Source organism: Qipengyuania gaetbuli (genome assembly GCF_020171365.1).
GTDB classification, from domain to species: Bacteria; Pseudomonadota; Alphaproteobacteria; order Sphingomonadales; family Sphingomonadaceae; genus Qipengyuania; species Qipengyuania gaetbuli_B.
This window is the reverse complement of record NZ_JAIUZO010000002.1, coordinates 2,347,566-2,360,678: the sequence shown is the minus strand read 5'-3', so window position 1 is coordinate 2,360,678 and position 13,113 is coordinate 2,347,566. Positions and strand designations below refer to the sequence as shown.

General features: G+C 64.2%; 17 protein-coding genes and 1 tRNA gene. 7 read left to right on the top strand and 11 right to left on the bottom strand.

Annotated elements, in window-relative coordinates:
- Window positions 1-27: 27 nt before the first annotated feature.
- The 3 genes from ffh to LCL94_RS12175 form a co-directional block, all read right to left on the bottom strand.
- The gene (gene ffh, locus LCL94_RS12185; RefSeq protein ID WP_224832427.1) at window positions 28-1,524 is read right to left on the bottom strand and encodes a signal recognition particle protein; all 1,497 of its coding nucleotides are present in this window, start codon (window positions 1,522-1,524) and stop codon (window positions 28-30) included.
- 179 nt (window positions 1,525-1,703) lie between these two features.
- Window positions 1,704-1,779, bottom strand: a tRNA-Ala gene (locus LCL94_RS12180).
- A 93-nt stretch (window positions 1,780-1,872) separates the two neighbouring features.
- Window positions 1,873-2,214: an FYDLN acid domain-containing protein gene (locus tag LCL94_RS12175; RefSeq protein WP_160606790.1), complete on the bottom strand. Its 342-nt coding sequence runs from the start codon at window positions 2,212-2,214 to the stop codon at window positions 1,873-1,875.
- A gap of 174 nt (window positions 2,215-2,388) precedes the next feature.
- Between LCL94_RS12175 and aroA the strand changes: the two genes are divergently transcribed.
- From aroA to LCL94_RS12140, 7 genes are all read left to right on the top strand, one after another.
- Window positions 2,389-3,696, top strand: a complete 1,308-nt coding sequence (gene aroA, locus LCL94_RS12170) for a 3-phosphoshikimate 1-carboxyvinyltransferase (protein WP_224832426.1) — start codon at window positions 2,389-2,391, stop codon at window positions 3,694-3,696.
- A complete protein-coding gene (locus LCL94_RS12165) occupies window positions 3,693-3,953 on the top strand; it encodes a CBU_0592 family membrane protein (RefSeq protein ID WP_224832425.1) in 261 nt (86 codons plus the stop codon). Before aroA ends, LCL94_RS12165 begins: the two co-directional genes overlap by 4 nt.
- Window positions 3,950-4,585, top strand: a complete 636-nt coding sequence (locus LCL94_RS12160; RefSeq protein WP_224832424.1) for a (d)CMP kinase — start codon at window positions 3,950-3,952, stop codon at window positions 4,583-4,585. Before LCL94_RS12165 ends, LCL94_RS12160 begins: the two co-directional genes overlap by 4 nt.
- A 165-nt stretch (window positions 4,586-4,750) precedes the next feature.
- Entirely contained in the window at window positions 4,751-5,122 is a 372-nt protein-coding gene (locus LCL94_RS12155) for a hypothetical protein (protein ID WP_160606783.1), read from the top strand.
- Between the two features lie 419 nt (window positions 5,123-5,541).
- The gene (rpsA, locus tag LCL94_RS12150; RefSeq protein WP_224832423.1) at window positions 5,542-7,245 is read left to right on the top strand and encodes a 30S ribosomal protein S1; all 1,704 of its coding nucleotides are present in this window, start codon (window positions 5,542-5,544) and stop codon (window positions 7,243-7,245) included.
- Window positions 7,246-7,343: 98 nt separating this feature from the next.
- Window positions 7,344-8,099 carry a hydroxyacylglutathione hydrolase gene (gloB, locus tag LCL94_RS12145; RefSeq protein WP_224832422.1) on the top strand — a complete coding sequence of 252 codons (756 nt, stop codon included), beginning with the start codon at window positions 7,344-7,346 and terminating at the stop codon, window positions 8,097-8,099.
- A gap of 4 nt (window positions 8,100-8,103) precedes the next feature.
- A complete protein-coding gene (locus LCL94_RS12140; RefSeq protein WP_224832421.1) occupies window positions 8,104-9,078 on the top strand; it encodes an NADPH:quinone oxidoreductase family protein in 975 nt (324 codons plus the stop codon).
- Here LCL94_RS12140 and LCL94_RS12135 read toward each other — a convergent pair.
- The 8 genes from LCL94_RS12135 to LCL94_RS12100 form a co-directional block, all read right to left on the bottom strand.
- Window positions 9,075-9,632, bottom strand: a complete 558-nt coding sequence (locus LCL94_RS12135; RefSeq protein WP_224832420.1) for a PepSY-associated TM helix domain-containing protein — start codon at window positions 9,630-9,632, stop codon at window positions 9,075-9,077. The two genes, LCL94_RS12140 and LCL94_RS12135, sit on opposite strands and share 4 nt — an antisense overlap.
- A gap of 117 nt (window positions 9,633-9,749) precedes the next feature.
- Window positions 9,750-10,322, bottom strand: coding sequence for a hypothetical protein (locus tag LCL94_RS12130; RefSeq protein WP_224832419.1), 573 nt, complete (start codon window positions 10,320-10,322; stop codon window positions 9,750-9,752).
- The gene (locus LCL94_RS12125; RefSeq protein WP_224832418.1) at window positions 10,315-10,809 is read right to left on the bottom strand and encodes an ATPase; all 495 of its coding nucleotides are present in this window, start codon (window positions 10,807-10,809) and stop codon (window positions 10,315-10,317) included. Before LCL94_RS12125 ends, LCL94_RS12130 begins: the two co-directional genes overlap by 8 nt.
- A gap of 82 nt (window positions 10,810-10,891) precedes the next feature.
- Entirely contained in the window at window positions 10,892-11,119 is a 228-nt protein-coding gene (locus tag LCL94_RS12120) for a F0F1 ATP synthase subunit C (RefSeq protein WP_160606770.1), read from the bottom strand.
- A gap of 36 nt (window positions 11,120-11,155) precedes the next feature.
- Window positions 11,156-11,944, bottom strand: coding sequence for a F0F1 ATP synthase subunit A (locus LCL94_RS12115; RefSeq protein ID WP_318245584.1), 789 nt, complete (start codon window positions 11,942-11,944; stop codon window positions 11,156-11,158).
- Window positions 11,945-11,998: 54 nt separating this feature from the next.
- Window positions 11,999-12,319 (bottom strand): AtpZ/AtpI family protein, encoded by a 321-nt coding sequence (locus tag LCL94_RS12110; protein ID WP_160606768.1) that lies wholly within the window; start codon window positions 12,317-12,319, stop codon window positions 11,999-12,001.
- Between the two features lie 178 nt (window positions 12,320-12,497).
- Complete coding sequence (locus LCL94_RS12105) at window positions 12,498-12,902, bottom strand: YdbL family protein (RefSeq protein WP_224832417.1); 405 nt, start codon at window positions 12,900-12,902, stop codon at window positions 12,498-12,500.
- The gene (locus tag LCL94_RS12100; protein WP_318245583.1) at window positions 12,902-13,075 is read right to left on the bottom strand and encodes a YnbE family lipoprotein; all 174 of its coding nucleotides are present in this window, start codon (window positions 13,073-13,075) and stop codon (window positions 12,902-12,904) included. The genes LCL94_RS12105 and LCL94_RS12100 overlap by 1 nt, the downstream gene beginning before the upstream one ends.
- Window positions 13,076-13,113: the final 38 nt, after the last annotated feature.

Here is a 13,113-nt window from a genome sequence, read left to right as displayed (position 1 = left end):
TTTCGAATGTAAATATCGGTAATCAGATTATTTCTTGTTCAATAAATCACGCAGGTCGGCGGGCAGCGTGTCCGGGTCCACCGAGGGACCCTTGCCGCCGCCGGAACCAAGGCCCGGCAGGCCGCCCATCGGGCCCGGACCGCCGAGGCCCGGCATCGCGGCGCCGAGGCCGCCCTTGCCGAACAGCGCGCCAAGACCCTTGAGGCCGCCCATCTTCTTGATCTGCTTCATCGCGCGGCCCATCTCCTGGTGCATCTTGAGCACCTTGTTGACGGTCTGCACGTCGGTGCCCGAGCCTGCCGCCACGCGCTTCTTGCGCTTGGCGTTCATCAGTTCGGGACGCTTGCGTTCCTTCGGCGTCATCGAGCCGATGATCGCGTCCATGCGCAGCAGCACGCGGTCGTCCATGCCCGACTGCTGCATCGCTGCCTTGGCCTTCTTCATGCCCGGCATCATGCCCGCGAGCGCGCCGAGGCCGCCCATGCTCTGCATCTGCTTGAGCTGCATGCGCAAATCGTCGAGGTCGAACTGCCCCTTCGCCATCTTCCTGGCGAGGGCTTCGGCCTCTTCTTCCTTGATCGTCGCCGCGGCCTTTTCGACCAGGCTGACCACGTCGCCCATGCCGAGGATGCGGCCGGCAACGCGCTTGGGATCGAAGGCCTCGATCGCGTCGAGTTTTTCACCGGTGCCGGCAAACTTGATCGGCTTGCCCGTGACATAGCGCATCGACAGCGCAGCACCGCCGCGCGCATCGCCGTCCATGCGGGTCAGCACCACGCCGGTCAGCGGCACTTCGCCCGTAAAGCTCTGCGCAACGTTGACCGCGTCCTGGCCGGTCAGGCTGTCGACCACCAGCAGCACTTCGGTGGGCGCGGAGACGGAGGCGATCGCCTTCATCTCGGCCATCAGCGCCTCGTCGACGTGGAGACGGCCCGCAGTATCGAGCAGCAGCACGTCGGCAGCCTGCAGCTTGGCGCTTTCCATGGCGCGGCGAGCGATGTCGACCGGCTGCTGGCCGGCAACGATCGGCAGCGTGGCGACATTGACCTGCTCGCCCAGCACCTTCAGCTGTTCCTGCGCGGCCGGACGGTTCACGTCGAGCGAGGCCATCATAGCCTTCTTGCCGTGCTTTTCCTTGAGCAGCTTGCCGAGCTTGGCGGTCGTGGTCGTCTTACCCGAGCCCTGCAGGCCGACCATCATAATGACGACCGGCGGCTTGGCCGAGAAATTCAGTTCGCGCGATTCGGCATCGTCGCCGTCGCCGCCGAGCATTTCGACCAGCTCGTCATTGACGATCTTGACGACCTGCTGGCCGGGCGTGACCGACTTCAGGACTTCCGAGCCGATGGCCTTTTCGGTGACCGCGTCGATGAAGCGGCGCACCACCGGCAGGGCGACGTCGGCTTCGAGCAGCGCAATGCGCACTTCGCGCATGGCTTCGCGAACGTCGTTCTCCGACAGCGAGCCGCGGCCCTTGAGCTTGTCGAAGACATTGCCGAGCCGGTCGGACAGATTGTCGAACATGTCTGTTCTTCTCCTTCCGAACCCGTCGAGGCCCGAATAAACGCGAAAAACGCCGGCGGACGAGAACTCGTCGGCCAGCGTGGGGTCAGACCCCTATGAAACCCAAACGTGTGCCCGGGTGTGGTGGAAGCAAGCCGCAGCCGTCGCCACGGCCTGCTACCATCGCACTCGGGTCGAAATGGTGGAGCCTAGCGGGATCGAACCGCTGACCTCCTGCATGCCATGCAGGCGCTCTCCCAGCTGAGCTAAGGCCCCGAACCATTTCAGACGACACGACCTTGAAAAGAGCGTGCCACCCTTGCGGGAGGCGCCCAATATAAGCAGGCCTCCCGCATTGCAACAGCTAAATTAGCTTTCGTCGACGTCGTCGTCGTCGCCCTTGGACTTGGTCTCGACGCCGAGGTCGTCGTCACCGCCGAGGTCGACTTCATTGTCGGGCGAATCATCGTCTTCGTCGATGTCGATGTCCAGATCGTCATCGTCGTCGCCGCCCAGATCGGCGTCGGCTTCGGCGTCCTTCTTCTTCGCTTCTTCTTCGGCGAGGATCGGCTGCTTCGACTTGAGCACGGGTTCGGGGAACCACTCTTCGGCACATTCGATGCAGTGGACGGGCTCGTCCTTCGTCAGATCGTAGAAGCGGGTGCCGCACTTCGGGCAGGTCCGCTTGGTGCCCCATTCCGGTTTGACCATGTGTAATCCTTAGGCTTTGCCGCCCCGTGCACGTGCGCATCGGGGCCGTTAATTCGTATAATTAGTGGTGGGATCCCGGAGCCCGGGAATCAACTGCGCGCGCGCCTTGCCAGAGTGTTTTCACGCTGTCAAAGCGCGAGGTCGCTTCTACCGACCCGACACGTACGAGATTGTGTGACCGCCCACCGCTTTCAACCCTCACGCCCGCTGACCGGACGCATTCGCGTGCCCGGCGACAAGTCGATCAGCCACCGCTCGCTCATGTTCGGCGCGCTGGCCGTGGGCCGCAGCCGCATTTCCGGCCTGCTGGAGGGCGAGGACGTACTCTCCACCGCCGCAGCCCTGCGCGCGATGGGCGCCCGCATAGAGAAGGACGGCGACACCTGGGTGGTCGACGGCGTGGGCGTGGGCACGCTGCTCCAGCCGCAAGGCGCGCTCGACATGGGCAATTCTGGCACCTCGACGCGCCTGCTCATGGGCCTCGTCGCCAGCCACGGCATCACCGCCACCTTCACCGGAGATGCCAGCCTGTCGAAGCGCCCGATGGGCCGCGTGATCGATCCGCTTTCCGTCATGGGCGCGAGCTTCACCCCTTCCCCCGGCGGCACGCTGCCGCTGGTGATGGAAGGACTCCAACCGGCCGTCCCGATGACCTATCGCCTGCCCGTCGCCAGCGCGCAGGTAAAGAGCGCGGTGCTGCTCGCCGGCCTCAATACGCCCGGCACCACCACGGTGATCGAGCCGGTGCCGACCCGCGACCATACCGAGCGGATGCTGCGCGGTTTCGGCGTCGACGTCCGCGTCGAAGAGATCGGGGGCGAGAAGCACATCTCGCTGACCGGTCCGGTCGATATGACGCCCTGCGACATCACCGTTCCGGGCGATCCTTCCTCTGCCGCCTTCTTCGCGGTGGCCGCCAGCGTGGTTCCGGGCAGCGATTTGGTGATCGAGAACGTCGGCCTCAACCCGACCCGCGACGGTATCTTCCGCGTGCTGAAGCAGATGGGCGCGAATATCGACTACCTCGACGAACGCGAGGTCGGCGGAGAGCCGGTGGCGGACCTGCGCGTGCGCCATGCCCAGCTCAAAGGCATCGAGGTCGATCCCGACATCGCGCCGAGCATGATCGACGAATTCCCCGTCCTCTTCGTCTCCGCTGCCTTGGCGCAGGGCACCACCGTCACCAGCGGCCTCGACGAATTGCGGGTCAAGGAAAGCGACCGCCTGACCGCAATGGCAACCGCGCTGTCGCTCGCCGGCGCCAGCGTCGAGGAGCGCGAGGACGGCCTGCTCATCCGCGGCACCGGCGGCAAGCCGCTGGCAGGCGGCGGCCCCGTCACCACCCATCTCGACCACCGCATCGCCATGAGCATGGCGGTGGCCGGCCTTGCCAGCGAGAAGGGCGTGGAAATCGACAGCACCGAGCCGATCGCCACCAGCTTCCCCAATTTCATGGCCCTGCTGGAAGAAGCCTCCGCGTGAGCGAGGCTTTCGACATCTACACTGCCGTCGGTTTCGTCGGCATGGCCTGCATCATCGCCGCCTATGCCTACCTGACATGGAAGGACGAGCCGAACCCCTTCATCCTCCACGGCACCAACCTCCTCGGCGCTGCGCTGCTGACCGTATCGCTGCTGGTCCACACCAACTGGCCGAGCTTGGTGCTGGAAGGTTTCTGGGCGGCGATCGCGCTGTGGGGCTTGTGGAAGGCGCTCAAGTCGCGCAGCAGGCCCGAATGATCATCGCCGTCGACGGACCTACCGCCTCGGGCAAGGGCACGATTGCCAAGGCCCTCGCTACGCATTTCGGCCTGCCCCATCTCGATACCGGCCTGCTTTATCGCGCGGTCGGGCGGCAGGTGTTCCTCGACGGCGGAGACCCGGACGATAGCGGCGATGCGCTGGCCGCGACCGCCTTTCCCGACAGCCTGCTGGACGACCCGCATTTGCGCGACGAGGAAACCGGCGGGCTCGCCAGCCGAGTCTCGGTCCACCCCGCGGTGCGCCAGGCGCTGTTCGAACGCCAGCGCAGTTTCGCCACGCAGAAGGGCGGCGCGGTGCTCGACGGGCGCGATATCGGGACGGTGATTGCCCCCGAGGCCGAAGCGAAGCTGTTCGTGACCGCCAGCGTAGAGGCGCGCGCCCAGCGCCGCTTCCTCGAAATGCGCGATCGCGGCGTGCCCGTCACGCTGGCCGAGATCGAGGACGACCTGCGCCGCCGCGACGAGCGCGACCGCAACCGCGCCGTTGCGCCGCTGGTCCCGGCAGCAGATGCGCTGGTCATCGACACCAGCGCGCTCGACCGGGAGGAAGCCTTTGCCGCGGCGCTCGAAGCGGTGAATGCCCTGACCGGCCAGCAGCCCTGCCCGTAAGGCACCGGCCAGCAGGCTTGCCAAGCCCGCGCAACAGGCGCAGATAGTCCGCCTTCGCAAAAAGTGGTCGCCAAGAGGTCGCGCATGGGTCGCTGCAGGACAGCGAAACACGGCCCGCGACGTGTGCGAACCGCGCTTTTTCTGTCCCTCAACGGGAGAGAAGCTATGAAGAAGATGCTTATCCTTGCAGCCCTGGTCGGCCTGACCGCATCCCCCGCACAGGCGGAACACTGGGATGTCATCGGGACCAAGCTGAAAGACACCTGCCCGATCGGCAAGTACATGGCGATCGTGAAGGACTTCAACCAGTGGGGCCGGTCCTACGGCTATACCGCCACCATCCTCACCCCGATCCAGGACCAGGACCAGACGATGTTCTGGTGGATCGGCAAGACCGAGAACGCCGCCAAGTTCGGCGCGGCATGGGATGCTTGGCGCGATGGGCTGTCGGATCCCAATTCGACGCCTGCCAAGCTGCAGGCGCGCTTCGCCGATTGCGCCACCAACCATTCGCGCAGCGGCTACGACGCGTGGTGACGATCTGAGGGACTGGCGGGCGCGCGGCGCAGATTTGCCGGCGCGCCCGCTTTCCTACAGGGGCAAAGGCGTGGCAGGGCAACTGCCATGCCCGGAAAGATCGCCACGAACCCACCGAAACCCGCGCCTTTCGCGCTGCTTCGCCGGGCCAGCGCTTTTTCCGCTTGGACCGTGTTCCATGTGTTCCATCCTGTAGGGCGAAGGGGTGCATTTCCCTTGCTTTCCGCAGGGGTTTGCACTAGGCGCGCGCCCGTCCCGAACATCTCCGAGATCGAAAGGACCTTCGCGGCGGCATCCGGCCTCGCGGAGATCACGGCCCTCTTGCCCCGTACGGCCCGTGCAATCGTGCACAGGCAGACGGAGAAAGACCCCGGTAAAACCGGTGGCCGGTAGCAAAACGAACTTAGGACTACTTACATATGGCAACCTCAGCCAACCCCACCCGCGACGATTTCGCGGCAATGCTCGACGAGCAGCTCGGCGGCGCCGATGACGGCGGCTTCGAAGGCCGTGTCGTCAAGGGCACCGTTACCGCAATCGAAAACGGCTATGCCCACATCGACGTCGGCCTGAAGAGCGAAGGCCGCGTCGACCTCAAGGAATTCATGCGCGGCGAAGACGAGCACGGCCTCGAAGTCGGCTCGGAAGTCGAAGTGTTCGTCGACCGCATCGAGAACGCTGACGGCGAAGCCATGCTGTCGCGCGACCGCGCTCGCCGCGAAGCTGCATGGGACAAGCTTGAAAGCGAATTCGGCGAAGGCAAGCGCGTCGACGGCCGCATCTTCGGCCGCGTCAAGGGCGGCTTCACCGTTGACCTCGACGGCGCCGTGGCCTTCCTCCCCGGCTCGCAGGTCGACATCCGCCCCGTGCGCGACGTCACCCCGCTGATGGACATGCCGCAGCCCTTCCAGATCCTGAAGATGGACCGTCGCCGCGGTAACATCGTCGTCTCGCGCCGCGCGGTCCTCGAAGAGACCCGTGCAGAACAGCGCAGCGAACTGATCGACAAGCTGACCGAAGGCCAGGTGATCGACGGCGTCGTGAAGAACATCACCGACTACGGTGCCTTCGTCGACCTCGGCGGCATCGACGGCCTGCTCCATGTCACCGACATGAGCTACAAGCGCGTCAACCACCCCAGCGAAATGATCGAAATCGGCCAGACCGTGACCGTCCAGATCATCCGCATCAACGAAGACACCCAGCGCATCAGCCTCGGCATGAAGCAGCTGGAATCGGATCCGTGGGACGGCGTCGCCGCCAAGTACCCGGTCGGCATGAAGATGACGGGCACCGTCACCAACATCACCGAATACGGTGCATTCGTCGAAATCGAGCCGGGCATCGAAGGCCTGGTCCACGTTTCGGAAATGAGCTGGACCAAGAAGAACGTCCACCCGGGCAAGATCGTCTCGACCTCGCAGGAAGTCGAAGTCATGGTCCTGGAAGTCGACAGCGAAAAGCGTCGCATCAGCCTCGGCCTCAAGCAGGCCCAGCGCAATCCGTGGGAAGAGTTCGCCGAAGCCCATCCGGTCGGCACGAAGGTCGAAGGCGAAGTCAAGAACGCCACCGAATTCGGTCTCTTCATCGGCCTTCCGGGCGACGTCGACGGCATGGTCCACATGTCGGACATCGCTTGGGGCATCTCGGGTGAAGACGCCCTTGCCCTGCACCGCAAGGGTGAGCAGGTCGAAGCCGTCGTTCTCGACGTCGACGTCGAGAAGGAACGCATCAGCCTCGGCATGAAGCAGCTCGAAAAGGGTGCTCCGACCGAAGCCGGTGCCGGCAGCTCGCTGCGCAAGAACCAGGTCGTCACCGTGACCGTCCTCGAAGTCCGCGATGGCGGTCTCGAAGTGCAGGTCGGCGAAGACGGCGCGACCGGCTTCATCAAGCGTTCGGACCTCGGCCGCGACCGCGACGAGCAGCGTCCGGATCGCTTCCAGCCCGGCGCCAAGGTCGACGCGATGGTCACCGGCTTCGATCGTTCGAAGAAGCCGACCTTCTCGATCAAGGCCCGCCAGATCGCCGAAGAGAAGGAAGCAGTCGCACAGTTCGGTTCGTCGGACTCGGGTGCTTCGCTCGGCGACATTCTCGGCGAAGCGCTGAAGAAGAAGGAAGACTAAGCTCTTCCTCCCTTCATCAGGGTAATCAGGAAGGCCCGCTTGCTCACCCGAGCAGGCGGGCCTTTCCTATAGGGGGCAACGGGCGTAGGCTGCCCGCCATGCTACAGGTTCACCAGTTCCCCTGCCTTGCCGACAATTACGGCTTCCTCCTCCACGATCCCGAAAGCGGCGAAACCGCCGCAATCGATACGCCCGACGGCGCGGTATACCTGAGGCAGGCCGATGCGAAGGGCTGGCGCATCACGCAGGTGTGGAACACGCACTGGCATCCGGACCATGCCGGCGGGAACAAGGCCATCGTCGAGGCCACCGGCGCCAAGGTCGTCGCCCCGCAGGAAGTCGAGCGCCTGACCCCGATCGACCGCGTCGTGGGCAATGGCGACAAGGTCGAACTGGGCCGCTGGCACGCGCGCGTGATCGACGTATCGGGCCACACCAACGGCCATATCGCCTACCACATTCCCGAAGCCGACCTCGCCTTCGTCGGCGACAGCGTCTTCGCACTCGGCTGCGGGCGGATGTTCGAAGGCAAGCCCGACCAGTTCTGGCACAGCCTGGAGCGGATCAGGCAGATGCCCGAAAACACGCTGCTCTACTGCGCGCACGAATATACGGCATCGAACGCGAAGTTCGCGTTGCACGCGGATCCCGACAATACCGAGCTGCAGCTCTACGCCGCCCGGGTGGAAGAGAAGCGGGCCAAGGGTGAACCGACCGTTCCCACCGTCCTGTCGCGCGAGCTGATTACCAACCCCTTCCTGCGCGCGGACAGCGCGGAACTGCGCGATCGCTGGGGCGGCAGCACGCCCGCAGAAACGTTCGCGGCGCTCCGGGCAGCCAAGGACAACTTCTGACGCCATGAAGGCACTCGTCGTCCGGTCGCTGTCGTCCGACCTTTCGGGGACGCAGATCGAGGATATCGCCGACCCCGTGCGGGAAGAGAGGCAGGTCCTCGTCAGGGTTCGTGCGGCTTCGCTCAACTATCCCGACCTGCTGATGACCCGCGGAACCTACCAGTTCAAGCCGGACGTGCCCTTCGTCAGCGGCCTCGAAATGGCAGGTGAGGTGGTCGAGGCCGATGAAGGCAGCGGCTTCACGCCCGGCGACCGCGTCATGGGCGGCGCGAAAACCGGCGCCTTTGCGGAATTCGTGGCCCTTCCCGTCTCGTCGCTCAGGCCCGTCCCGGCCGGCCTCGGCTTTCCCGACGCTGCGGCCATGGGCGCAGCCTACCACACGGCCTATGTCGCCCTGGTCGAGCTAGGCCGATTAGAGGAGGGCCAGACGGTGCTGGTCCACGGCGCAAGCGGCGGGGTCGGGCTTGCAGCCTGCGACCTGGCCAAAGCGCTCGGAGCCCGCGTCATTGCCGCCTCGCACCGGGAAGACAAGCTGGCCGTACTCGAGCGGATCGCCGCCCCGGACGCGGCAGTCCTCAACACGGGCCGCTTCCGTGAAGAGGTGGCGGAACTTACCGGTGGCAAGCTCTGCGACCTGGTCTTCGATCCTATCGGCGGGGACGTTTTCGACGAGAGCACCCGCTGCGTCGCCTTTGGAGGGAAGCTACTGGTCGTCGGGTTCGTCGCCGGACGCATCCCCGAAATCGCGGTCAATATCCCGCTGATCAAGGGATTCTCGGTGGTCGGCGTGCGGGCCGGGGAATATGCGCGCCGCTTCCCCGACCGCGCCAAGCGGATCGCCGCCGAACTGGGGCGCTTGGCAAGCGAAGGCCGGATCAGCCCCCATATCGAACGTACCCTGCCCCTCGCCCGATGGCGCGAAGCCTTCGAAGCGATGGAGGCAGGAGAGATCGTCGGGAAGATCGTGCTGGAGCCCTAGCCCAGCAGGACGAAGCCCACGAATGCGGCAGCGCCCACGACGCTCCAGGTGATCGTAAGCTTGCGCAGCGCCTTGACCTGAAGGCCCATGATCACGCCGCTGAGCACCAGCAAGAGGAGGACGATCGCCAGGACCGTCGCATAGATCTTGAAGGCCGTGCTGCCCTTCGCCTTGTGCAGTTGGACCAGCCAGCGGTGGAGCGAAGCTTCCTTCACCTCGACCTCGGCGACCAGCGGATCATCGGTCGCGACCACCTTCGCCTCGCTGCGCGCGCCCGACCAGGACAGCGAAATTTCGCCATCCTCGTTGCTCACCTTGGTCTTGCCGCTCGGCGCGGAAAGGCCCTGCTGCGCGAGGCCGGCAAGCGCGACCTGCTTCAGCTGTGCCTCGTCTTCCGCAAGCGGCTGCTCGAGCGGCACAAGGACTGACTCTTCCCGCCATTCGCCGGTGTTGCCCCACGTATAAAGCGCCCCCGTCACGAGGAACATCAGGATGGCGGGGAACATGATGGCAGCCGCGATGAGATGCAGCTTTGTTAGGAAGATACGATTCACGAAACGATCCTTTTTTGCTAACGCTTCGCAATAGCGTGTCAATCCGGGATTGAAAGAAAAAAGCGCGCAAAACCCGAAGGCCTCGCGCGCTTTTTCGTGTCCTGAAAGGTCGGCTCGTCAGATGCCGGCGATGACCTTGTCTGCCAGCGCCTTGTCGGCATCGGCGTCGTGCTTGTCGGCAATCAGCGCACGGCTGGCAGCGGTCGCGGCCAGCGCAGCGCGGTTGCGGACGTCCTCGACCGCTTCACGCTCTGCAGCAGCGATCTTGTCTTCCGCCATACGCTTGCGACGCTCGACCATGGCCTGGCTGTCGGCTTCCGCCTTTTCGAGGATCGCGTCAGCCTCATGCTGCGCATTGGCGAGCATGGCTTCGGCATCCTTTTCGGCACCGGCGATCTTGTCGGCATATTCCTGGCGAAGCGCTTCGGCTTCGGCGCGGAGCTGCTTGGCTTCTTCCAGCTGGTCCTTGATCGCGGCGATCTTGCTGTCGAGGCCGCCGGCGATGGTCTTGTGGACCTTGGCGCCGAAGAACGCGATGAGCAGCAGGATGAGCATCGCGACCGAGACGATCTGGAACGGTGCAAGGCCGAACAGTTCGGGCTCTGCATGCGTACCGGCACCGCCGTGACCGACTTCGGTACTCACTTCGGCCGCTTCCGTCGCGAAGACTTCAGGAGTGGTTTCAGCCATTGGCCATTGCCTCCTTCACTGCCTTGGCGGCGGCAGGCTTGGTCACCTTCACGCCGGCGAGACGCTGGACGATGTCCTGTGCCGCTTCGACTGCGACGCTTTCGACTTCGGCAAGAGCCGCAGTACGGGCTTCACCGATGCGTGCTTCCGCGTCGGCGAGCTTCTTGTCGATGCGGGTTTGCGCAGCCTTGAGCTTCTTTTCGGACTTGGCGCCAGCCTCGTCCTTGGCCTTGGCCACGATCGCCTGTGCAGCGGCGCGGTTTTCATTCTCACGCACCCGCCAGGCATCTTCCTGCTCGTCGGCCGCATCGCGCGCAGCCTTTGCTGCGGCGAGGTCAGCGGCGATCTGGCCGTCGCGCTGGGCAACGGTTTCCATCACCTTGGGCACCATGCCCTTGCCGATGACGAAGAAAGTGATGCCGAAGAAGACCAGCAGCCAGAAGACCTGACTGGACCACGTATCGGCAAGCTGTGCTATCTGGGGCATTGCAGCTCTCGAAAAGCGGGTGCGAAAAATTTATGGCACCGGCCGGGCGTATCCCGACCGGTGCGATCTCGAAAGTCGTCGATTAGGCGACGAAGATCAGGATCATGGCAACGACGAACGCCAGCAGGCCGAGAAGTTCGGCAGCGGCGAAGCCGATGAACAGGCGGCCCTGCTGGCCGTCGGCAGCACCCGGGTTGCGCAGAGCGCTTTCGAGGAACGAACCGAAGACGTTACCCACACCGATGGCGGCCATGCCGGCACCGATTGCAGCGAGACCGGCGCCAACCAGCTTTGCAGCTTCCATTTCCATGACAAACTCCTTTGGGAAAAACTTTGAATTGAAGACTTAGTGAAGGTTCTCGGCGTCGTTGATGTACAGCGACGTCAGAAGAGCGAAAACATAGGCCTGGATGCCTGCGACCAGCAGTTCGAGCGCGCAGATACCAACCATCAGAAGGAAGCTCGGCAGGCCCACGATGCCGCCCCACAGGAGACCGGCATTGGTACCGTCGATTACGAAGCTGGACAGCACTTCGAGCAGCACGTGGCCGGCCATCATGGCGACGAACAGTCGCAGGCCGAGGCTGAACGGGCGCACCATGAACGAGATGAATTCGATCGGCGCGATCACCGGGATCATCGGCAGCGGCGTGCCATGCGGCACGAAGAGCGAGAAGAAGTGCAGCCCGTGCTTCCAGAAACCGACGATCAGGACGATCGCGAAGCTGATGATCGCCAGCACACCGGTCACCGTGAAATGGCTGGTGAAGGTGAAAGGGTGAAGCCCGATAACGCCCAGCGGCATGAGGCCGAGCAGGTTGGCGAACAGAATGAACATGAACAGGCTGAAGACATAAGGCACGTACTTGCGCCCGGCCTTGCCGATGTTCGCTTCGAGCATGTTGTCGATGAAGCCGGTGAAGGTTTCCACCATCATCTGCCAGCGGCCGGGCACGAGCTGGCGCTGCATGCCGCCGAGCACGAACACGAAGAGCACGACCGTGGTGATAAGCATCCACAGCGCGCTGTTGGTGAAGGCAATATTGTAGCCCGCGAGTTCCCAGCCCTCCGAACCGCCGAGCGGCTGGATGGTGAACTGGTGCATCGGATCGACTTTGGCCTGTTCGGCTGCCACGTCTGTTACGTCCCTAAATCCTGTAACGAGCGCCCCGGAATCCCCATTGCGGGATCATTCTTCGGGGCGCTGGTTTGCCGCGCGGATGATGTTCCTGAAGGCAACGACTATCCCGAGGAACAGTCCCACCAACAGACCCCACGGGTTCGTGCCGGTAAAGTAGCCAATGGCATAACCGATCACCGAACCGCCAAGGAGCCCTCCGAGCAGATCCGCCAGAACCCGGTTGCCGCTGCGATAGTTCGCATCGGAACCGGAAACCTGCGGGCGGTTACGCTCCTCTTCGCGCTGCTGGGCGGCTGCGAGCCGCTTTTCCAGCGCGTCGATCCGCGCATCCTCCTCGATGGGTTCCCGTGCGGGTTTGTCGTCGCTCATGCCTTGCTCCTTTAAAGGGGGTTGCGCGGCACGCGCAGGGACTTGCCCGCCAAGGGCGCGGCCCCCTTAGAAGGGGGGCCTTTGCGAGTCAACATAGAGGGAAGGCGAATTACGCCTTTAAACGCAACACCCGTCGCATATTGGTCACCGGAGCAACAATGCGCCGGGACCAATAGCCTCAGGGGCAGCGCGAATCACGCAAGGGGGCTGCGCTGGAACGGGTCTGCCAGCTACCGTCGGGCGCTTGGTATTTTTCGCCCGGCGAAGTCGCCAGAATTGCCTGGCAACCTGCGGTCAGCGCGTATTCCTCGAGCGTGGCATTGTTGGCCTGCGCCCGTTCCGCATAGACGGCGCGGCGCTTGATATTGATGTCGTTGACGATCCGGCGAAGCTCCGGCGTTTCGGCGCCGACGATGCCGAGGTAGCCGTCCATCTTCTCGCCCACCTCGCCCGAAGCGCGGGCCGCTGCATAGGCCGGGTCGCGCTGCGCAAAGGCAGGGGTCGCGATGCCGCCCAGCGCGGTCGCAGCCACGGCTGCAGCCAGCATCGTCTTGGTCATGGTCCTGGTCATAAAATCACCCATCAGAAGATATCCGCGTTTTCCTCGATCGTGTTGCCCGCGTCTTCCGCGAGCCGGTAGATCACTTCCTGCCGGATATTGACGTTGAGTTCGATCACGATCGGCTCGGTCGGTGCTTCCAGCGTGATGCACCCCGCAAGCACGAACGGGACAATCCCGACGGCCAAGATCCGCAAACCCGGTCTCCTGCTTGAAACTTCCATGGCGGCGCTTC

Coding starts and splice junctions, on each gene's coding strand:
- LCL94_RS12140 (WP_224832421.1), top strand. CDS start 8,104: ATGAAGGCACTCGTCGTCCGGTCGCTGTCGTCCGACCTTTCGGGGACG.
- LCL94_RS12105 (WP_224832417.1), bottom strand. CDS start 12,902: ATGGGTGATTTTATGACCAGGACCATGACCAAGACGATGCTGGCTGCA.
- gloB (WP_224832422.1), top strand. CDS start 7,344: ATGCTACAGGTTCACCAGTTCCCCTGCCTTGCCGACAATTACGGCTTC.
- LCL94_RS12125 (WP_224832418.1), bottom strand. CDS start 10,809: ATGCCCCAGATAGCACAGCTTGCCGATACGTGGTCCAGTCAGGTCTTC.
- LCL94_RS12130 (WP_224832419.1), bottom strand. CDS start 10,322: ATGGCTGAAACCACTCCTGAAGTCTTCGCGACGGAAGCGGCCGAAGTG.
- LCL94_RS12160 (WP_224832424.1), top strand. CDS start 3,950: ATGATCATCGCCGTCGACGGACCTACCGCCTCGGGCAAGGGCACGATT.
- ffh (WP_224832427.1), bottom strand. CDS start 1,524: ATGTTCGACAATCTGTCCGACCGGCTCGGCAATGTCTTCGACAAGCTC.
- rpsA (WP_224832423.1), top strand. CDS start 5,542: ATGGCAACCTCAGCCAACCCCACCCGCGACGATTTCGCGGCAATGCTC.
- LCL94_RS12120 (WP_160606770.1), bottom strand. CDS start 11,119: ATGGAAATGGAAGCTGCAAAGCTGGTTGGCGCCGGTCTCGCTGCAATC.
- LCL94_RS12110 (WP_160606768.1), bottom strand. CDS start 12,319: ATGAGCGACGACAAACCCGCACGGGAACCCATCGAGGAGGATGCGCGG.
- LCL94_RS12155 (WP_160606783.1), top strand. CDS start 4,751: ATGAAGAAGATGCTTATCCTTGCAGCCCTGGTCGGCCTGACCGCATCC.
- LCL94_RS12175 (WP_160606790.1), bottom strand. CDS start 2,214: ATGGTCAAACCGGAATGGGGCACCAAGCGGACCTGCCCGAAGTGCGGC.